This window comes from Anabaena sp. 54 (assembly GCF_017355725.1).
Classification (GTDB): domain Bacteria; phylum Cyanobacteriota; class Cyanobacteriia; order Cyanobacteriales; family Nostocaceae; genus Dolichospermum; species Dolichospermum heterosporum.
In genome coordinates this window covers 170,599-191,821 of record NZ_JAAVWA010000003.1, presented here as the reverse complement: position 1 = coordinate 191,821, position 21,223 = coordinate 170,599, and the positions used below count along the sequence as shown (strand labels likewise).

Annotated in this window: 17 protein-coding genes; 11 read left to right on the top strand and 6 right to left on the bottom strand. The window is 39.9% G+C overall.

The annotated features are described in order from the left end of the window. Positions 1 to 335: 335 nt before the first annotated feature. Together HEQ36_RS05490 and rpsU are read left to right on the top strand one after the other, a co-directional pair. On the top strand, positions 336 to 1,187 hold the full coding sequence (locus HEQ36_RS05490; RefSeq protein ID WP_053538564.1) for an inositol monophosphatase family protein: 852 nt from the start codon (positions 336 to 338) through the stop codon (positions 1,185 to 1,187). Positions 1,188 to 1,727: 540 nt separating this feature from the next. After that, a complete protein-coding gene (gene rpsU, locus HEQ36_RS05485) occupies positions 1,728 to 1,925 on the top strand; it encodes a 30S ribosomal protein S21 (protein ID WP_015078697.1) in 198 nt (65 codons plus the stop codon). A gap of 406 nt (positions 1,926 to 2,331) precedes the next feature. On the opposite strand, the gene HEQ36_RS05480 is transcribed toward rpsU, so the two are convergent. After that, a complete protein-coding gene (locus HEQ36_RS05480; RefSeq protein WP_168634845.1) occupies positions 2,332 to 5,019 on the bottom strand; it encodes a DNA methyltransferase in 2,688 nt (895 codons plus the stop codon). Positions 5,020 to 5,409: 390 nt separating this feature from the next. Between HEQ36_RS05480 and HEQ36_RS05475 the strand changes: the two genes are divergently transcribed. Continuing rightward, complete coding sequence (locus tag HEQ36_RS05475; protein WP_053538565.1) at positions 5,410 to 6,150, top strand: SIMPL domain-containing protein; 741 nt, start codon at positions 5,410 to 5,412, stop codon at positions 6,148 to 6,150. Positions 6,151 to 6,296: 146 nt separating this feature from the next. Here the strand turns inward: HEQ36_RS05475 and HEQ36_RS05470 are convergent, their stop codons facing one another. After that, entirely contained in the window at positions 6,297 to 6,659 is a 363-nt protein-coding gene (locus HEQ36_RS05470; protein WP_039200306.1) for a single-stranded DNA-binding protein, read from the bottom strand. A gap of 462 nt (positions 6,660 to 7,121) precedes the next feature. Here HEQ36_RS05470 and HEQ36_RS05465 point away from each other — a divergent pair, with 462 nt between their 5' ends. Next, on the top strand, positions 7,122 to 8,129 hold the full coding sequence (locus HEQ36_RS05465; protein WP_027402272.1) for a rod shape-determining protein: 1,008 nt from the start codon (positions 7,122 to 7,124) through the stop codon (positions 8,127 to 8,129). A gap of 494 nt (positions 8,130 to 8,623) precedes the next feature. Here the strand turns inward: HEQ36_RS05465 and HEQ36_RS05460 are convergent, their stop codons facing one another. Next, positions 8,624 to 8,779, bottom strand: a complete 156-nt coding sequence (locus HEQ36_RS05460; protein ID WP_168634844.1) for a hypothetical protein — start codon at positions 8,777 to 8,779, stop codon at positions 8,624 to 8,626. 10 nt (positions 8,780 to 8,789) lie between these two features. Here HEQ36_RS05460 and mreC point away from each other — a divergent pair, with 10 nt between their 5' ends. The 3 genes from mreC (at position 8,790) to HEQ36_RS05445 (ending at position 12,741) form a co-directional block, all read left to right on the top strand. After that, positions 8,790 to 9,578 carry a rod shape-determining protein MreC gene (gene mreC / locus HEQ36_RS05455; RefSeq protein WP_053538566.1) on the top strand — a complete coding sequence of 263 codons (789 nt, stop codon included), beginning with the start codon at positions 8,790 to 8,792 and terminating at the stop codon, positions 9,576 to 9,578. 836 nt (positions 9,579 to 10,414) lie between these two features. Then, positions 10,415 to 10,936, top strand: coding sequence for an NYN domain-containing protein (locus HEQ36_RS05450; protein WP_027402274.1), 522 nt, complete (start codon positions 10,415 to 10,417; stop codon positions 10,934 to 10,936). Positions 10,937 to 11,148: 212 nt separating this feature from the next. After that, a complete protein-coding gene (locus HEQ36_RS05445) occupies positions 11,149 to 12,741 on the top strand; it encodes a 2-isopropylmalate synthase (protein WP_027402275.1) in 1,593 nt (530 codons plus the stop codon). Between the two features lie 233 nt (positions 12,742 to 12,974). Here HEQ36_RS05445 and HEQ36_RS05440 read toward each other — a convergent pair whose 3' ends face one another. Further along, positions 12,975 to 13,397, bottom strand: coding sequence for a DUF29 family protein (locus HEQ36_RS05440; RefSeq protein WP_027402276.1), 423 nt, complete (start codon positions 13,395 to 13,397; stop codon positions 12,975 to 12,977). Between the two features lie 174 nt (positions 13,398 to 13,571). On the opposite strand from HEQ36_RS05440, the gene HEQ36_RS05435 reads away from it, so the two are divergent. Beyond that, on the top strand, positions 13,572 to 14,984 hold the full coding sequence (locus HEQ36_RS05435) for a cation:proton antiporter (protein WP_039202542.1): 1,413 nt from the start codon (positions 13,572 to 13,574) through the stop codon (positions 14,982 to 14,984). Between the two features lie 239 nt (positions 14,985 to 15,223). On the opposite strand, the gene HEQ36_RS05430 is transcribed toward HEQ36_RS05435, so the two are convergent. Next, complete coding sequence (locus HEQ36_RS05430) at positions 15,224 to 15,370, bottom strand: hypothetical protein (protein ID WP_257120684.1); 147 nt, start codon at positions 15,368 to 15,370, stop codon at positions 15,224 to 15,226. 34 nt (positions 15,371 to 15,404) lie between these two features. Here HEQ36_RS05430 and HEQ36_RS05425 point away from each other — a divergent pair, with 34 nt between their 5' ends. The 3 genes from HEQ36_RS05425 to murI all read left to right on the top strand — a co-directional run bounded on the left by HEQ36_RS05425 (position 15,405) and on the right by murI (position 20,592). Beyond that, complete coding sequence (locus tag HEQ36_RS05425) at positions 15,405 to 17,243, top strand: N-acetylmuramoyl-L-alanine amidase (RefSeq protein ID WP_168634843.1); 1,839 nt, start codon at positions 15,405 to 15,407, stop codon at positions 17,241 to 17,243. Positions 17,244 to 17,484: 241 nt separating this feature from the next. Further along, entirely contained in the window at positions 17,485 to 19,350 is a 1,866-nt protein-coding gene (locus HEQ36_RS05420) for an N-acetylmuramoyl-L-alanine amidase (protein WP_053538568.1), read from the top strand. A 396-nt stretch (positions 19,351 to 19,746) separates the two neighbouring features. Then, positions 19,747 to 20,592, top strand: coding sequence for a glutamate racemase (gene murI, locus HEQ36_RS05415; RefSeq protein ID WP_053538569.1), 846 nt, complete (start codon positions 19,747 to 19,749; stop codon positions 20,590 to 20,592). Between the two features lie 350 nt (positions 20,593 to 20,942). Here murI and HEQ36_RS05410 read toward each other — a convergent pair whose 3' ends face one another. Further along, positions 20,943 to 21,140: a hypothetical protein gene (locus tag HEQ36_RS05410; RefSeq protein ID WP_053538570.1), complete on the bottom strand. Its 198-nt coding sequence runs from the start codon at positions 21,138 to 21,140 to the stop codon at positions 20,943 to 20,945. Between the last annotated feature and the right edge of the window lie 83 nt (positions 21,141 to 21,223).

Here is a 21,223-nt window from a genome sequence, read left to right as displayed (position 1 = left end):
TAAATTACCCCCCTTAATCCCCCCTTATCAAGCCCCTTATCAAGGGGGGAAACCGGAATCTTGTCCCCTCCCCAAAGCATCGGGGAGGGTTAGGGTGGGGTAATTTGAGGAATAATAGACATCTCCGAAAATTAAATGTGCGTCGTTTGAAACCCTTGTAGAGACGTTCCATGGAACGTCTCTACAATCTTTACCGGAGAAGTCTAATGGTGATTCGATAACTTGTGTGTACACCGTAGCCTTATAACTGGTATAACTGATGGATATAGACTGAAACTCTCTATAGAATCTCCGCGTCTAAAGACCCGGAGAGTGTCAACCAAATTTGTCCCCAAATGAAAGACTTATCTGAAATATTAACAATTGCACGGAAGGTAGGTTGGGGTGCGGCCAGTCTCCTGAGTTCTTATTATCACGGTACTGCTGACGCACCAAATTTAGATATCCAGTATAAAGACAGCGAACCCGTTACAGTGGCAGACTTAGCCGTTAGTGAATATATCTTGTCACAGTTACAAGCTGCTTTAGGTAATGAAGACTTTGGATATATCAGCGAAGAAACTCATAAATCACAACAGGGAAAAAATCCTGCTGAGTGGGTATGGATTATTGATCCATTAGATGGAACAAGAGATTTTATCAACAAAACCGGAGAATATGCAATTCATATTGCCTTAATTCAAGGAACACAGACAATGTTAGCCGTCGTGGCAGTTCCAGAGGCACAAAAGTTATATTATGCTACTAGAGGTAGTGGAACTTTTATCGAAACTGCAACAGGTTCTTTGCCTGTGCGACTGAACTCCCGTAAAAATATCCAGGATCTAATTTTGGTGGTTAGTCGCTCACACCGCAACGATAGGTTAGAATATCTATTACAGCACCTGCCCTATCAAAATCAAAAAGCAATTGGTAGCGTCGGTTGCAAAATTGCCGCGATACTTGAACAGCAAGCAGATGTTTACATTTCCCTTTCCGGTAAATCCGCACCTAAAGACTGGGATATGGCTGCTCCTGAACTAATCTTGACAGAAGCAGGTGGTAATTTTACCCACTTTGACTGCACGCCATTAGAATATAACACTGGCGACATTCATCAATGGGGGGAATTACTAGCGAGTAATTATCAAAATCATGAGGTACTGTGTCAAGAAGCGCAAAGCATTCTCACACGGTTTACAAAATGAACGCGGTAGCGTTGGGAGCTTCGCGTCTTCAGACCGAAGGGGAAAACGCACAGGGGCTAATTGATTGCCTTCAATATTAGTGATATACTCAAAACGGCTAGAAGCCGGACTTTTTTATCATACAAAGAACAAGTTCAAAGCCTCTCCAGTATTAAATATTATTCCTTTTCCCTCTCCTCTTAGGAGAGTGTCAACGAAACAGTATTTGTCGTGGAGAATTTCCTGACAATGCTGGTGGTTTTGTTGGGAAAATTTGTTCGTTATGGGTTAATATTCTCATGTAGTGCTATACTTGGGGATATCAAAGATTATTTTCGGTTGAGTAAGTCGTTTGAAGATTTTTTTAAATACGTCTCTCCGAATCTAACTCTCTACACTCTCTGGTTTGGGAGTAGTAGTAGCGGCGATCGCTACTAAGTCCAGTAAAAAAAAATTAAAATCTAGAGTATCCAGCAGATACAGTCTCCCGCTAAGCGCTGCTGGAGTATTTTATTTTGACTTTAGTTCTCAAATATTGAATTAAACTACGGAGGAACAGGAATGACACAAGTGGTCTTAGGTGAAAATGAAGGGATTGAATCAGCACTACGAAGATTCAAGCGGGAAGTTTCCAAAGCAGGAATTTTCCAAGATATGCGGAAAAAGCGTCACTTTGAGACACCTTTAGAAAAAGAAAAGCGCAAAGCCATAGCCAGACACAAGCAACGTCGCCAACAACGTTCTCGCTTCAAGCGCTAAATTTTTAGTCATATTGGCTGAAACTGGGAAATCCTGACAGGATTTCCTTTTAGAGAACTCCACAAAAAGTCTCACTACTTAATTGGACAAAAATATTTAGGCGTTGCTGATTTTAGGGATAAAAATAATTTTGCATACGTTCAAGACTCTTGTAGAGACGTTCCATGGAACGTCTCTACCTCCAAAAATCATACGCCAATTCAGCAACGCCAATATTTACAGTCATTGCGAGGGAAGGGAAGCAATCACAACCCTTGCGAACTGCTTGCAGCAGCGCTTCGCTATCGCTTCATTTCACTTCGTTCGATATGGCTAACGCCACGCTTCGCTAACGCAATGACATTGTGTAATTAATTCTGTCTCACTACTTATTTGCCCTTCATTTACCTAAAATGTGCTTTGTATTCTAATTTGGTGAACCCGGTCCAATAATTTTGATTCCCTGTTTTTCTTTTTCGGCTAATTCTAAATTTAATATCAGCAGTTTTTCTAAAATATCATCATTGGCTTGAAAGTTATAAGCTGACATTACCAGTTTATCTAATTGTTGATGCAGTTTATAAAGTTGGCTGCTGGGTTCGTTGAAGAATTTATTATATAATGTGGTGATTCCCCATTGTTTTGTTTCCATTTGTTGAGTGCGATATTGATGTAGTTCTTCTGTTTTGGTGCGGATTTGTTGGACTATTTTTATATCTGCTGTTTGCGGAAATGGGAAGGTTTCAAAACAAGTGTTGTGAGTATAACGTGTTGTCTCTCCAAGAGTTGAACTTTGCGCTTTTACCCAAAGACGATGTACGTTAGATGTGAGAATTCCTAATATATAAAAGTCATCTGATGCTACAACTTTGGTAGAGTTATTAGGTAGCCAGTTTGACAATGAAGGTACAAAAATAAACCATTTTGAGTGAGCAGGAACAGCGAAATAAATTTTTAGAGAAATCAATGCTTGTCTCATTGCTGCATGAGTACGTTTAAACCTCCACCACTTTTCTCTTAAAACAGCTTCACGGTTATTTTCTCTTTCTGGTTTTACAGTAACTCTAACGTGTTCAAAAGGTAGAATATAATCACTAGCTTCCTCTAAACTCATATTTTCAAAGTCAATAACCCACCTACTGGGTTTTCCATTTGGAGCTTTAGTTAAGTCTCCTGCATCTAAAAATAGCTTAATTACTAATTCGTTTTTAGAATTAGATTTTATCCAGCATTGAGCTTGATTTTCTGTGATTATAAATCCCTTTGCATTCGGCTTAACTCCTTCAAAACATCGATCAAGGTTTGATTTTAATTTAACAGCTATTGAAATATCAACGGTTGAGCTTAGAGAGGAACTAATTTGTTTAACTACCTGATTATTTAAATGAAATTTAGATGGTTTTTCATAACACCAATTCACAATACTAACATAAACTTGTGCTTCTCCAGACCAATTTTGAGTTGGAATTGCTTCATGAATATAACCACCGTTTCTAGTGATATAGTCTAAAGAAGCATATCTACTATTTCCCTGACTAATAGAATTAGTACCAACTAAACCTGCTCTACCTTTTCCATTAAGAAATTCATGAGCTAAACGAAACCAATAACCACAAAAATCTACCTGTGATTTAACTTCTGAAAACTTGCTAAAAATACGTTCCGCATATTCATCTCCTAAATCTAAACGAATTCGATTACCACCTAAAAATGGCGGATTTCCAATAATAGCATCAGCTTTTACCCATTCACTAAATAAAGCATCTTGACAAACAATATTATTATCTAAAGTATCCAAAGGTAAAGCAGGTTCAGTTAATTGTAAATTATCAATCGCAATCTTCCGCGCAATCATCAAAGTCACCCGCGCTAATTCCACCGCAAAGGGATTTGTGTCCATTCCATAAAATTGTAAAGGTGTCACCAAACCCATTTGCAATTGTTTATCTGGAGATTTACGCAAAGATTGAATTTTCTCTAATAGCAAGATTTCAATTCTTTTCAATTCCTGATATGCGATATAAAGAAAATTACCCGAACCACAAGCAGGATCTAAAACTCGATAACTTTGTAATTCTATTTGTAGTTTGGAAAGTTCCTTAATTGTCCCAGCTTCCTCAATTCTCTCTTCCCAATAACGGCTAATTGTGGGACGGACAATTTTCATAATATCCACTTCAGAAGTATAATGGATTCCCCTCGCGTGACGTTCTTCCTTATATATACTCCCTTCAAATAAATTCCCAAAAATAGCCGGACGGACTTTACTCCAATTTTCTCGCGCAGACACATCTAAAAAATTTAATTCTTCCCTCGTTAATTCAATTGCATCAATTCGAGAAAATAAACCCCCGTTAAAATAATCTACTCCTTGATAACGTCCCGCTGGGGTTTTTCCGGGTTGATTCATTTCCCGAAATAAACCACCCAAAACATCATAGGAACTTCCCCCTTTCATACAATCTTGGACACAAGAAACAAACATATCACGGGGTAGCAGTTGTCTATCTTCCGCAAACATCGCTAAAACACATTGCAAAATAAACCGCTGTGCTGTTAACTTTTCAATTCCCCTATTTTCTAATTCTAATAATAATTCACCCATGCGACGGGCAGCTTTAACAGTAACTTCTACTTGGTTATTTTGGAATACAGGGGTTTTTTGCCCTAATTCCATAAATGCCAATGCTCCTGACCGTTCTGGCAGTTGTTCAAGAGTAATTTTATCTACAGGTGTATCTAATTGAATATCAAAATCAAAGATCCAAAATTCATCAAAATTACATAAAATCACATATTTAGGACGATTTGGGACTAACCTAGTCCAATAATCAAAAGCTTGGGAATAATGTTTATTTAAATCTTCTCCCCGTTTTTTCATTTCTATTAAAACGCGAGGTTTCCAAACTAAATCAGCAAAGCCAGTTTTTCCGGTTTTACTACTTTTTTTAATTGCTTCTTCGTAAGTCGCACCCGCTTCTAATGCACCTTCATGTCCAAAGGCTCGAAAAAATCGGTCGAGAAATGTTTGTGCTTCTTTGCGTTCTTGTCCGGTGATATGTTGGTGACAAAATTGCACGAATTTAGATAGGGTTTCTGGTGTTGATGATGTCATGGTTGTTTCTGAACAATAATAAGATCCCCGACTTCCATAAGATCCCCGACTTCTTTAAGAAGTCGGGGATCTCAACTTCTCGATATTTACAAAAATATCACTCAATCTCTCAATTGAGTCGCGCAAAAAAGAAGATGTGGGGGTTGACAATTGATTTTAAATTTGTTATCATAAATTTGATAAGGAAGAACTATCATAAAATAATTGCGGTTGGAAGGAAACCCAACACATAATTTTTACCGTTACAAAAAATGTAACCAGGTTCGATATAAGTTTAAGCAGTGTGAAACTATAAGTATGGAAATTACACCTTCGGTGTGAAAATATTTTGGTGGCTGTTAATAACAGTTACCCCAGAATTAATAGGTTTTTAGAGGAGTGTTAAGGAAGATGTCTATCACTGTTTTATCTAATTATCGGTTTCCAACCCGGAATTTTGGGAAAATATTATCTTTGAGTATATTTCTCAGTGCGATTTTTATGTTACCTGCATCAGCACAAGAAAAATTATGGCGAACTTTAACCGTGAGTGGAAGGGGAGTAGAAACAATTTCGACAACTTTATCTCAAGTTAGTTTGGGTGTAGAAGTTCAAGGAAAAACGGCGGAAGATGCCCAAAAAGAAGCGGCACGCAGATCATCGGCTGTGGTGGCTTTATTAAAAAAACGCAATGTTGAAAAATTGACAACTACAGGAATTCGCCTCAACCCAGTATATAGCTACAGTAATAATGTTCAACGCATTACTGGTTATGCTGCTAGTAATACAGTGAGCTTCCGCATTCCTACAGATAAAGCCGGAACTTTATTGGATGATGCGGTGAAAGTTGGAGCGACACAAATTAATGGTATAAGTTTTATTGCTAGTGATGAGGCGATCGCCAGCGCCCAAAAACAAGCCTTAAAAAAAGCTACCCAGGATGCACAAGAACAAGCGGAAACGGTTCTTAGCACCTTAAAATTAGAGCAAAAAGACATTATCAGTATTCAAATTAATGGTGCAACCCCACCACCGCCACCGATGCTATATCGGGCTGAAGCTGCTAAAGCCAATTTCGCAGATGCTTCTACTCCCATAGTTGCGGGGGAACAAGAAGTACAAGCATCAGTAACATTGCAAATTAGCTATTAGTCAATTTAAGCCCCGGCGACTAGAAGTCACGGCTACACAAACAAAGTCCGCCTGCGCGGACTAAGGAAAAATCAAGGATTTGAAACCCACGCACCATCTGGGTTTTGCCTGTGTAGACGCGGTTTCTAACCGCCCGTTTAATTAAATTAGAAATTATCTGGGGACATATCAGACATCCCACCTTCACCATCACGCTTAGAACCTAATAATTCTAGTTGTTCAACATTAATAACTGGACTAGAACGCGCAACTCCACTTTGGCGATCGCTCCAAGTATCAAATCGCAAAGAACCTTTAACCCCAATTAAACCACCTTTACGGACGTAATTACCCGCAACTTCTGCAGTTTTTCCCCAAAGTTCTAGATTAAACCAGTCTGGTTTATCATTGTTGCGTGATCTTCTATTTACAGCTAGAGTCAATCTACATTTAACTGTACCTGACTCAAAATATTTCATATCTGGATCACCACCGACACGACCAACAAGAGTGACAACATTAATGCTCATGGTTTTTATTTCCTAGTATTTTTGTATTCTATTACTCCGGATTCTATAATAACTAATTGTGAAATGATTAAAAATATGTTAGAATCGCCACAGTCAACCCCAAAAAAATTCAAAAAATACCTTATAGCTAAAAAAAATTATACGGTTATACTGAGTAACCTTGAGAAGATAGAAGTTAAGATTCATGAAACTAAACTCAAGATTGACAAAAACTAAATAAAAAAATAGTCTAGTCTACTGGAGTCAGGGAACCGAATATCATGGCATCATTATAGCAGTATGCACTTGAATGAAATACATCATAGCTTATTGCTCGCTTGCGAGGAGTGGGTCGGGGTTCTTGTATATCACCCAATCGAGAACCGCTATATTAACTCTTATGTTTGTAGTCAGAAGTAGTGTAAATAGGGGGCATAGAGAAGCGTGGGTCTTTTCAATTTAAATTTTCGTCCATCCTGGGATATGGGTATCGACCTCGGTACAGCCAATACCCTAGTTTATGTATCTGGTAAAGGGATTGTCCTGCAAGAACCTTCCGTCGTTGCCATTGATCAAAATCTGAAAGTGGCACTGGCAGTGGGGGAAGAGGCTAAAAAAATGCTCGGACGCACACCGGGGAACGTCGTTGCTCTGCGTCCCCTGCGCGACGGTGTGATCGCTGACTTTGATACGGCTGAGTTGATGTTAAAAAGCTTTATTCAGCGGGTAAATGAAGGGAGATCCCTGATGTTGCCCCGCATTGTCATTGGTATCCCCAGTGGTGTCACTGGAGTAGAAAGACGGGCTGTCATGGATGCAGCTACCCAAGCCGGCGCTAGAGAAGTATATTTGATTGATGAGCCAGTTGCAGCAGCAATTGGTGCAGGACTGCCAGTGGCAGAACCTACTGGTAACATGATTATTGACATCGGTGGGGGGACAACAGAAGTAGCGGTATTAAGTCTTCAAGGAACAGTAATCAGCGAATCAGTCCGCATTGCTGGAGATGAGTTAACTGAAGCCATTGCCCAGTATATGAAGAAGGTTCATAATCTGGTAATTGGTGAACGCACGGCAGAAGATATTAAGATTAAAATAGGTTCTGCTTATCCGACCGCAGACGATAGTGATAGTGTAATGGAAGTTCGAGGCTTACATTTACTGTCTGGTTTACCCAGAACTGTAACCATCAAAGGACCAGAAATCCGGGAAAGTATGGTAGAGCCTCTAGCGGTAATTATCGAAGCAGTTAGGCGAACACTAGAACGGACACCGCCAGAACTGGCAGCAGACATTATTGATCGTGGTATCATGTTGGCAGGGGGTGGTGCGTTGCTCAAAGGTCTGGATACATTGATTAGTCATGAGACTGGTCTTGTTACCCATATAGCCGCCGACCCTTTAAGCTGTGTAGTGCTGGGAACTGGTCGCGTATTAGAAAACTTCAAGCAATTGGAGAGAGTATTTAGCGGGCGTTCTCGCAATATGTAGTAACTTAAGTTGCTAGTTATTTTGTTGAGGCTGGTAATTGGTAATAGGTAATTGGTAATAAAAGCTCTGGTTTCATCCTTTAATCCTGGATATCCTGATTCTGACAATTTACCTAACTGGCAACTTATATTAGTAGTAGTTATACTCAAAACCTTTGGGACATGGACTTTTGTAAAATCACGAAAAACCCTATATTTGTAGAGGTTTAGTAATGCTCATTGGTGTCAACTTAAGCTACAGATGGCTTATTTGTTTGGCTGACAGACCCACCCTGAAATGATAGCGTCTATCATTCCCCGGCAGGCTACGGGTTTTACGTTAAGTTGACACTATTAAGCTCTTGCTTTACCCCTCCCGGAGAATCAAATAATTAAGCCGTCTTGGGTATAGTAAGTTAGGAATATATGGGTTCTGTATTTATTCATACAGCAGGAGTCATAAGTCAGGATTAAAACTGGCTTTGTGCATAGGCCTTAATTGAGATTTTGTACCTCCTAACTACGCCGTCTGATGTAACTATAGAACCCATTATTTTCAACACAAGTACACAGGAGTTGATTTCCAGATTTGCGGATGGCGATCGCTATAGGCATCACTAAAAAGTTACCAAACCATGTCCCTACAACTCCTAAATAATTTATAAAATACATATAGGTTATTATGTTTACTTTAAAACGCTGGTGGGAATACAAAGGATTACAAATAGGATTATTAGCCTTAGTTGTAGGTAGTTCCTGGACACTCAGAGAGACAAAAGGAGCATTGTTACGGGAGATTTACCAAGGAATCACCAGCCCATTACAGATGCTACAGTCAGGAGCAATTCCTGAACAAAATATTAAAGATGCAAGATTTTTAGAATTACAAACTCGCATCGTTGATTTAGAAAGCCAAAATCAGAAATTAAAAAATTTACTGGGCTATGTAGAGAAACAAACCTTGCCTCAGAAACCAACTATAGCACGGGTGGTAGGACGCAGTGCAGATCATTGGTGGCAACAGGTGATTTTGAATCGGGGGACTGCATCAGGCATTCAAGAAGGTTCTATTGTCAAAGCCGATGGTGGATTGGTAGGTTTAGTAGATAGTGTGACAACTAATACTAGCAGTGTATTGTTAATAAGTGATTTAAAAAGTCAAGTAGGCGTAACTATCAACCGCACATCAGCTAAAGGAGTTTTACAAGGTGATGCTTCCACTGAAGGTGTGTTAGAGTTCTATGAAAAAGTCCCTAATGTTAAAATAGGAGACTTAGTATCTACCTCTACTTATAGTCAGAAGTTCCCGGCTGGTTTAGCCATAGGGAAAATTAAATCCTTAGATCTAAAGAAACTTCCAGCCTCAATCGCTAAAGTAGAGTTATTTCCGTCAATTAGGTACTTAGATTGGGTAACTGTTTATCCTCAGTCAGACAAACAATATTTAGAAACTCCGAATGTGACTAAGTAGGTGGGCGTTAAAAATTGTCGTTGGGGCAAGGGAACAGGGAACTCTTAACTGGGAACAGGAAGAGAGTTTTGAGTGATTTTACTTTTCTTCACATACCTTTAAATTTTTCTGTTCACCTACTTAAATGATGAATATGCAACCTACCTCTGTCATAACGTTGTCATAAAAATTTATAAGAAAATAGGCTAAAAACCCTTGGGGGCAAGTTTTGGAGCGTGGCGGAAAAACTTAACTAATTGGACAAAAATATTTACAGTCATTGCGAGCGAAGGGAAGCAATCACAACCCTTGGAATTGCTTCATTTCACTTCGTTCCATATGGCTAACGCAACGCTTACGCAATGACATTGTGTAATTAATTTTGTCCCACTACTTAACTGTTCTTCCCTCCCCTACCCCCCCTACCCCCCCTACCCTATTTAGGGTATCCTAGAGGCGTATCCTCAATGGTCTTCTCTTGAAGTATTGATAATTCTCTTAAATTATTCCTACAGTTGAGGGAAGAATCTATTGATGAAGATTTAACTACCCAAAATCCTATACTGTACCTCTTTAGGAGTAAAATTGGATATTATCTAGTTCAGAATCCTGTTACTAGGTCAATTTTATTGCTAAATTTTGATCAGATAACATATTTACAACTCTCAGAGGTGAAACCAGTTAAATAATTCGGTTCTCTACTTGGATATTTTGTCCAAATTTTGGCTTTAAAAGAGGTAAGATAATGGCTATACATAATTATGTACCTCAAAGATGTTAGCGAAATTACCAGTTGATAATTGCTATAATCTATTCTTCCCTCTAACATTCTTATCTATTATTAGGTGTAAATTTTTATGGGTTCTCCAATGAATCGTCTGTCTATTTTTGTAGACGGAAACAATATGTTCTATGCTCAACAAAAAAATGGTTGGTTTTTTGACCCCCGGCGCGTTTTAGAATATTTCAAATACGAACAGTCAGACACTACATTAATCAATGCCTTCTGGTACACTGGATTAAAAGACCCTCAAGACCAACGAGGTTTTCGAGATGCCCTTATCAGCTTGGGATATACAGTCCGCACGAAAATTCTCAAAGAGTATTATGATGACGCTTCGGGTCGTTACTCTCAAAAAGCGAATTTAGATATTGAAATTGTCGTTGATATGTTTAATACGGTAGATCAATATGACAGAGTTGTATTATTTAGCGGAGATGGTGATTTTGAAAGGGCTATCGAATTATTACGCTCCAAGAATACTCATATTACGGTAGTATCAACTGAGGGCATGATTGCTAGAGAATTACGTAATGCTACTGATAGATATATAGACTTGAATGATATTAGAGATAGAATAGAAAAAACTGATGGTTAACTTAACTTAGCTTAGTATTTATTCACAAATCTCAAAGTTAAAAACTCTGATTTCAGAGTTCCAGTTATTTTATCAAGCAAGAATTTAGGAATTAGAAGTCGGTGATGATTATAAATTCTCTAGGACTGACAAATCAAACCACATTTGATTAATTCTAATTCCCTAATGTTCTTTTATTCAGCCCACTCTCAAAACTCACAGAGGTTAAGCTAATGAGCAAGCAAACCGATAGAATTATCATCTTTGACACCACATTGCGTGATGGAGAACAGTGTCCTGGAGCAACTCTCAACATAGACGAAAAGCTAGTTATTGCTAAACAACTAGCACGCTTAGGAGTAGATATTATTGAGGCTGGCTTTGCTTTTGCTAGTCCTGGAGATTTTGAAGCAGTGAGCAAAATTGCCCAAACTGTGGGGACAGAAAATGGTCCGGTAATTTGTAGTTTGGCTAGAGCCAAACATGATGATATCAAAGCGGCTGCGGAGGCTATCAAACCTGCTGCTAAAGGGAGAATTCACACTTTTATTGCTACCTCTGATATTCACCTGCAATATAAGTTAAAGAAGACTAGACCAGAAGTGGTGGCGATCGCTGAAGAAATGGTAGCCTATGCCAAAAGCTTCACCGATGATATCGAATTCTCTCCTGAAGATGCGGGACGCTCTGATCCAGAATTTTTGTATGAAGTTTTGGAAAGAGCGATCGCTGCTGGAGCTACAACTGTTAATATTCCTGATACCGTAGGATACACCACCCCCAGCGAATTTGGGGCAATCATTAAAGGCATTACTGAAAATGTCCCCAACATTGACAAAGCCATTATTTCCGTTCACGGACACAATGATTTAGGTTTAGCTGTTGCTAACTTTTTAGAAGCTGTCAAAAATGGCGCTCGTCAACTAGAGTGTACCATCAATGGCATTGGCGAAAGAGCCGGCAATGCAGCTTTAGAAGAGTTGGTAATGGCTTTGCACGTCCGGAGACAATATTTTAATCCCTTTTTGGGACGGGCTGAAAATTCCGAAGCATCACTCACCAATATTGACACCAAACAAATCTATAAAACCTCGCGTTTGGTTTCCAATTTAACGGGAATGTTGGTGCAACCAAATAAAGCTATTGTCGGTGCAAACGCTTTTGCCCATGAATCTGGAATTCATCAAGATGGGGTATTGAAAAACAAACTCACTTATGAGATTATGGATGCTCAATTAATTGGTTTATCAGACAACCAAATAGTATTGGGTAAACATTCTGGCAGAAATGCCTTTCGTACCCGCTTGAAAGAATTGGGCTTTGAACCATCAGAAACAGAACTGAACAAAGCCTTCGTCAAATTCAAAGAAGTAGCAGACAAAAAGAAAGAAATCTCTGATTGGGATTTGGAAGCTATTGTCAACGACGAAATCCAACAAGCACCAGAGTTATTCCGGGTAGAGTTGGTACAGGTTTCCTGCGGTAGTAATACTCAACCCACTGCTACAGTAACACTCCGCACTCCCGACGGAGAAGAATTAACTGATGCAGCCATTGGTACTGGTCCTGTAGATGCGGTGTACAAAGCCATCAATCGGGTAGTGAATGTACCGAATGAATTGATTGAGTTTTCCGTACAATCTGTCACTGGAGGAATTGACGCTTTAGGAGAAGTAACAATTCGCCTCCGCCATGAATCCCGTGTATTTTCTGGTCATGCAGCCAACACAGATATTATTGTAGCATCGGCTCAGGCTTACGTAAATGCACTAAATAGATTGTTTTCAGCCTTACAACAGGAAGTGAAGGAAGAAGTCACAGCATAGGCACATATATATCTAGATCCCCGACTTCTTTGAGAAGTCGGGGTTCTTTTTAGGAACTACGGTCAGAAACGGTAAGTTCTACCGAGATTGCCTGTGGAGCGGGCAAACAAGATTGGAAGTCATTCTAAGACCGCGATGAAGCAGGAAATAAACACTAAGATTATCGCTGTCCAGATGTGTCTAGACTTTGGTAATTTTGGGTAAGTTTTATAGAACGGATCTGTGAATCTTGACTACTTTTGAATTAATTCCAGCGACTGAGATAAAACTTCTTGTTCATTGACCATAGCTGCTAATTCTTCTGTTTCATAACGTCCCTCATAAGCTTCTAGCGCCGCTCTTTTTAGTGCTACTTGATATCCTTGTTGGAGAATTTCCATTAATTCTCTTTGATTCAAGTAAACACCACCAGATTTGCGGCGCTTGTTAATTTTATTGATTTCCCGCACTGCATTTTCTATGGAAAGTTCCCAAGAACGGGTAGAACGTTTTTCGGCTTTTTGTTTGATTAGATGAATCAGTAGAATTACGCCATAACTATCAATTTTATTGATTTTATCACTGAGGCTCATTTCTTCTAATTCATCCACTAATAGTAAAGCTTCATTGATTTTTCCTTGTTCTAGGAGTTGTCTAATTTCTAAGAGTTCTTCCATATTAGATTTTTCGCTGTATATGAATCATTTATTTCTGTTTTAGCTGATCTTCTTCGCTAGTACCCTCTAAATTCTAAACTTAAGACCATCTAAAAGAAAAACCCCTACATTAGTTAATTAGAAATTCCTGCCAGAAAAAGGGTAAAAATAAAGAAATTGTTATTCACATAACCAATGCAGCTTATCAGTGCAACTGTTCCCATATTAGCCACAGCCACAGAAACCGCAGACAGTTCTATGGTATTAGCCGCTGTGCTATTAAGCTTAGTCGTAATTTACTTTGCCAGCAAAGTTGGGGGAGAATTAGCCAACAAAGTCGGTTTACCCGCAGTTTTAGGTGAACTTGTCGGGGGTGTAATTATCGGTGTCTCCGTACTTCATCTGTTAGTATTCCCAGAAGGTGGTACAGACGCTTCTAATTCCTTAATCATGACCTTCTTGCAACTCACCGCTGGGTTAACCCCAGAAGCCACACCCCAGGTGTTTGCAGCGCAATCCGAGGTGGTTTCGGTTTTATCAGAATTGGGTGTAATTATCCTTCTGTTTGAAATTGGCTTAGAATCCAACCTCAAAGACCTCATGGCTGTTGGTGTTCAAGCCTTCGTAGTGGCTACAGTTGGGGTAATAGTCCCCTTTGCAGCGGGTACAGTGGGATTAATGACCATATTTGGTATCACCGCTATTCCCGCAATTTTCGCCGGTGCAGCTTTGACAGCAACTAGTATTGGAATTACGTCCAAAGTGCTTTCCGAATTAGGACGGTTGAACTCCAAAGAAGGGCAAATTATTCTTGGTGCAGCCGTTATTGATGATGTCTTGGGAATTATCGTCCTGGCGGTAGTTGCCAGTTTAGCCAAAGATGGTGTAGTTGATGTCGGTAACGTCGTTTATTTGATTATTAGTGCGAGCGCTTTTTTAATTGGGGCAATAGTTTTTGGTAATGTCTTTAATAAATCATTTGTAGCGATCGCCGATCAACTCAAAACCAGAGGCGAATTAGTCATCCCCGCCTTCATTTTTGCCATAATCATGGCTTACTTCGCCTCTGTCATCCATTTAGAAGCCATTCTTGGGGCTTTTGCCGCCGGGTTAGTTCTCGAAGAAACCGACAAACGCAAAGAACTCCAAAAGCAAGTTATCCCCATTGCTGATATGTTAGTTCCCGTCTTCTTCGTCACAGTCGGTGCAAAAACTGATTTAGGAGTCTTAAATCCAGCCATTCCCACCAATCAAGAAGCCTTAATCATGGCAACTTTCCTGATTACAGTTGCCATCATCGGTAAAGTAGTGACAGGCTTAACAGTATTTGGTCAACCGGGGATTAACCGCTTGGCTATTGGTGTGGGGATGATTCCCAGAGGTGAAGTTGGCTTAGTATTTGCTGGTGTCGGTGCAGCTAGTGGTGTCCTCTCAAAACCATTAGGAGCAGCAATTATTATGATGGTTATTATTACCACATTCATCGCTCCTCCCCTGTTGAGATTTGTATTTCCAGAATCAAACGCCGCCACAAATTTAGACAGCAATTCTGGCAAAACATTAGCAGTAGAAATACCACCATCTCTCATCACCACAAAAGATGATTAGTAATTTGAATTTCACCTCAAATTCTGCTGTAAATCCCACAGAAGATAGTTGAAAATTTTCTCTGCTGTGGTTTCCACATTTACTATATAAGGAGGTTGGAAGAAACTTCTCTCATCCAATCTCCGTCTTCTGTAATCTTGAAACACTCTAATTTTAAAATGGTTATTATTTCTACCTTTAATTAAATTTACTTTTGGTTTTCTTTTGGTTTTATAAAACTTTCCTTGTTTCCCATTCTATTAGCCTTGATAATGTTCTGTATTCCTATTTTTTTTCAGACCAGTTTTTACAGATTGAAGATTTTTGTAGTAATTATAGAGAATACCCCGCCAAACTATGTCATTAATTGACAGTGGTGGGTGTTTTTTGTATGTGTTTATATTCATTATTAATTATTAATTCAGCTAAGGAGAAAAAACCGTGAAAATACAATGGTTAATACCTACTACCTTTGGTACTGTACTGATGCTATCATCGCCAACTTTAGCCGCAAAATTAGAATCTTGGCGATTTGATCGTCATCAAAATCTATTAGAAATTAATACAAATGGTGCTGTCAAACCACAAGCACAATTAGTTTTTAATCCCACTCGCTTAGTCATTGATTTACCAGGTGTTAAATTTGGACGTTCCCAATTAACTCAACAAATAGGCGGAGGAATTCGGGAAATTCGCATTGGTCAATTTGATGAAAAAACAACAAGAATAGTTTTAGAAATAAATCCTGGTTATACTCTAGATCCTCAACAAGTAAAATTTGTCGGTAAAAGTGCTAATCGCTGGACAGTGAAATTACCAAAATTAGAACTTGATGCTAACTCAACAGCTAATAATACTAATAATAATTACAATCTAGTCGGCATAGACTCCCAGACGAAACCTGAATTTTCACCAATTACTAGAACTGCCAGCAGTAATAAAGGTACAATTCAACTCGAAAATTTGCAAATTACTGGTGATGGCTTTTTTATCCGCACTAATGGCGGTAATCCTCAAACTAAAATCATGAGAAGCCGTGATAAAAACACAGTATTTATTGACATTCTTAGTGCAACTTTATCACCCAATTTAACACAAGGAAATTTGGCAGTTAATAAACACGGTGTGGACAATATTGGATTTACCCAATTGCAAACAACACCAACATCTGTCCGCATGACGTTAAAAGTAGATGTAAATAGTCCTGACTGGCAAGTAACCTCCAGTAGCAGCGGTTTAATCATCCTTCCCTCCAGGGGAATGATAAATGCACCTGAAAATGAGAATTTTCCCCCTACCAGAAACAATAACGGCTCAATTTCGACAATTGAATCTATAGAACTTACTGACAATGGCACACAATTATTAATTAAAGCCGACCAAGTTATATCCGCTACCACAGGTTGGGATAAAAGTTCTGGTTTGTTCCGTATCACCATTCCCAATGCCAAATTAGCCACCGAAGTCAAAGGCCCTACTTTTGATGCTAATAGTCCTATTATCAAGCTCCGTCTGCAACCACAACCGCCAAATACTGTAGTTATCTTGATTCAACCTGCATCAGGTGTTACACTAGGTGTACCCAATCAAGTGGGAGATAAACTTCTGGTTCTAAAACTGCAACGATATCGTCAGATTAGACCACCCATGAATTTGCCCCCTTTATTACCACCCAGACAACAACTACCTGACCTCAAACCCAGACAACCACGAATTACCCCAAGGCGCGACCTTCGTAAAGGCAAAATAGTAGTTATAATTGACCCCGGACATGGTGGTAAAGACTCAGGGGCAATTGGTATCGGTGGGGTCCAGGAAAAAAATGTTATTTTACCAATTGGGAAAAGGATTGCAGAAGTTTTGGAACGAAACGGTATCCAAGTAATTATGACGCGAGACTCTGACTATTTTGTAACTCTACCAGGACGAGTGACAATGGCACAACAGGCCAATGCTGATGTGTTTGTCAGTATCCACGCTAATTCAGCCGGTGAGAGTCGTCCAGAAGTTAGTGGCTTAGAGACTTATCATTACGATAGTGGTTTAACACTCGCTCAAATTGTCCACAGTAAAATTCTGCAAAGTCTTAATGTCAGAGATAGGAAAGTGCGGAAAGCTAGATTTTATGTTCTTCGCAAAACTTCTATGCCCTCAATTTTAGTAGAAACCGGTTTCTTAACTGGTAGAGACGATGCTGCCAAACTGAGAACTTCAGCTTATCAAAATCAAATGGCCGATGCGATCGCCCAAGGCATACTTCAGTATTTAAAATCAAGATAAATAGTCACTCTTATCACCTGTTATCTGATTTATTACCAATGCTAGAGAAATGAACTTGTTGACTAAATGGTAATACTAAACCGATTGTATGCTACAATCCTACGCCATTAGCCGTGTCTTACTACCAACACCAAAATCTTTTACTTGCACAAAGTTAAATTTGCAGCGGTGATGGTCTGAAGATTACCCCATAAGTCGAGATATTGACAAATCCCATCAATAGGAATCAGGAGAAAGGATTGTGAAACTACATTGGTTAATACCTAGCACTTTTGGAACGGTCTTCATCCTATCTTCGCCCGCTTTTGCCGCGAAATTAGAATCTTGGCGGTTTGATACTAATCAAAACCACTTAGAAATCAACACATCTAGCCCAGTCCAACCCCAAGCCCAACTCATTTTTAACCCCACACGCTTAGTAATTGACTTACCAGGAACAGAACTTGGTCGTCCGTCCGTAACCCAACAAATTGGCAGCAAAATCCGCACTATTCGCGTCGGTCAATTTGATGACCAAACAACACGCTTAGTGATCGAACTAGCCCCTGGTTACACCTTCAACCCCAAGCAAGTTAAATTTGTTCCCACCAATGGCAAACGTTGGATAGTAGAATTACCACAACCAGAAATTGCTTCTGGGCAAACTGGAGAACCATCATTACCCCCAACATCCGATAAATCATCTGAACCAACAATAGACCCCAGAAGTATTTACAACGTAGTCACTACCAACCGAATTACTCCATCTAATCGAGAAACCATCCCAGGGGTAGTGCAAATTGATAAATTGCGAGTTACAAGAGATGGGTTTTTTATTAGTACCAGTGGTGGAAATCCTCAACTGCAAATCAATCGCAGTCAAGATAATCGCTCTGTTAATATTGATATCATTGGCGCAGCCCTATCACCAAATATGGGACAACGGAATCTAGTGATTAATCACTATGGAGTCCGTCGTGTCCAATTTAGCCAACTGTCCAGCAGTCCATCTGCTGTTCGCATGACCTTACAGTTAGATAGTGCCAGTCCCAATTGGCAAGCATTAGCTAGTGGTGACAGTGGTTTTGTCGTCATCCCAGATCGTTTAGCTAAATTACCTGAGAATAACCAATCATCCGCACCATCACCGAGTGATTCCCCCGCAATTATTCAATCTGTAGAACTCGGTGGCAATGGCACACAATTATTAATTAGAGCAGACCAAGCCATATCTGCCACCACCGGCTGGGATAGAAGCTCAGGTCTATTTCGCATTACCATTACCAATGCTAAATTAGCTAATCAGGTCCAAGGTCCGGATTTTACTAACAATAGCCCGATTCTTAAAGTCCGTCTCCAACCCCAGTCTGACAATACCGTAATTGTTCTTGTTCAACCTGCATCTGGCGTTAGCTTTGGCGCACTAAGTCAAGTTACGTCTCAATTATTGGCGCTACAATTACAAACTAATCTCCGCGCTCAACGTCCTCCAATTATACCACCTGGATTTCCTGGATCACAAGATCCTCCAGGTTCTAGTACACCACCTCCGCAAACAAGACCTCAGCCCCGTCTACCAGTTCCTAATGGCAAAGTTTTAGTAGTTATTGATCCTGGACATGGTGGTAAAGATTCTGGCGCTCCTGGACTGGGTGGTTTACTAGAAAAGGATGTTGTTCTACCCATTAGTACCAAACTGGCAACAATTTTAGAACAAAATGGTATCCAAGTTGTCCTCACGCGAGATGCTGACTTTTTTGTGGAACTGCAAGGAAGGGTGGATATAGCCAAGCGTGTTAATGCAACTTTATTTGTCAGTATTCATGCTAATTCTGTGGATAATCGGTCTGATGTTAATGGTTTAGAAGTCTATTATTACGACAGTGGTTATGCTTTAGCTGATACTGTGCGACAAGCCATTCTCCAAAATATTAGTACCCTCAAGAATCGAGGCACTCGTAAAGCTAGATTTTATGTGCTGAGAAAAAATACTATGCCTGCTATTTTAGTAGAAACAGGCTATATGACTGGTCGGGAAGATAATCCCCGTTTAGGATCACCAGAATACCAAAGTCGTATGGCTGAGGGCATAGCTAGTGGTATTCTGAATTATTTAAAACAAAGATAATTATCGTCAGTTGTTCTTTGTCAGTTGTTCTTTGTTTTTTCTTGACTACTGACCACTGACCACTGACTACTAACCACAAGAGGAACGCGGTAGCGTTGGGAGCTTCGGGTCTTCAGTCCGAAGGGGAAAACGCACACGGGCGAATTGATTGCCTTCAATATTCGTGATACAATTAAATTGTCACTAAAGACATAAAAAGCTACCGCGGGACTCTCGGAAAGTTACGCTTGTCAGATATGATTTCGCCCGCCAGGGCAAACGAAATCAGGGCAAGAACCCAAATATTTAAGGAACCCTGCCTGAAACTGGGATAACTGAGGGATATAGACTGAAACTCTCTATAGAATCTCCGCGTCTTTAGACCGGAGAGTGTCAAAATCAAAATTAATATTTGCTGTGTATTCATCTTCTATTTTTGATACTTTTTCCCCCCAAGAACCTCAACGCGCTCCGATTGGGGTATTTGACAGTGGAGTTGGTGGACTAACCGTATTGCGACAAATTTATCAACAACTTCCCAATGAATCAATTATTTATGTAGGGGACACAGCCCGTCTTCCTTATGGTATTCGTTCCCAAGCAGAAATACTACAATTTGTCCGAGAAATCCTCCATTGGATGCAGCAGCAACGGGTGAAAATGGCAATTATGGCTTGTAACACCAGTTCGGCTCTGGCATTAGATATAGTCCGTCAAGAGTTTAATTTCCCGATTTTAGGGGTGATTCTACCAGGTGCAAAGGCAGCAGTCCAACAAGGACAACGGATTGGTGTCATTGCTACTCCAGCTACGGCTCAAAGCAACGCCTATCGTCAAGCCATTTTAGAAATTCAATCTAATGTCCAAGTCTGGCAAGTCAGTTGCCCAGAATTTGTCCCACTCATTGAACAAAATCGTATTCACGACCCCTATACCATTGAAATAGCCAAAACTTATCTAGAACCTTTGATTCAGAAAGAAATAGATACTTTAGTTTATGGTTGTACCCATTATCCCCATTTGTCGCCCATCTTGCGATCGCTCCTTCCCCAGCAAGTCAAGCTAATTGACCCAGCAGTTCATGTCGCCGCCGCTTGCTCTCAAGAATTAGATATACTAGGGATCAAGAATACTCATCCACCAATGCCTACCCGCTTCGCTGTCAGCGGTTGTTCCCAGCAATTTACCCAATCTAGCTTACAATGGTTAGGCTATACTCCAATGGTAGAACAAGTATGTTTTGCTGATACCGTCCTCTCTTAAAGCCCAGAAGTAGGGCCTGCGCCCAAAAACTATTAGTCTGTCAACCCGAAAATGACGGGTGAAGGCAAGCAGGGGGAGAAGAGAGGTAGGGGAGGTAGGGGGGGTAGGGGAGGTAGGGGAGGTAGGGGAGGTAGGGGAGGGAAGAACAGAAGTTTTTTCCGATCATTACCCGTCAAAATAAATTTGACAGACCACTAGTCAGAAGCAAACAAAGATATTTATCTCCTCTTTACCCTACTACAACACGGCGTAAACAAACCATTCTAAATCATCAAAAAGCCTATGCTGTCTTCGTTTTGACTTTTGACTTTTGACTTCCGCCTTGCGGTACTGCTCCCTACAAGTTGCTTTCATTGACTATTGACAGCTTGAGTTACATTTGTAGTTAATTCCCGTTGCTGCTTATATTTATCCTGTCCAGAATCAGATCCGCTTTGAGAAACATTTCTTTTGCTTGCTCGCTTTGCTAAAGCCAATAACAAATATACACTAAACAAATAGCCAGCAGCTAAAGTAAATATCATCATAGGCATATTTCTGTAAATCATTGTTCCACCATCTTTAATTACTAGGGAATATAAAATTGCATACAGAACCAGCAGAACTCAATTAATCAAGCACACCTTGATAA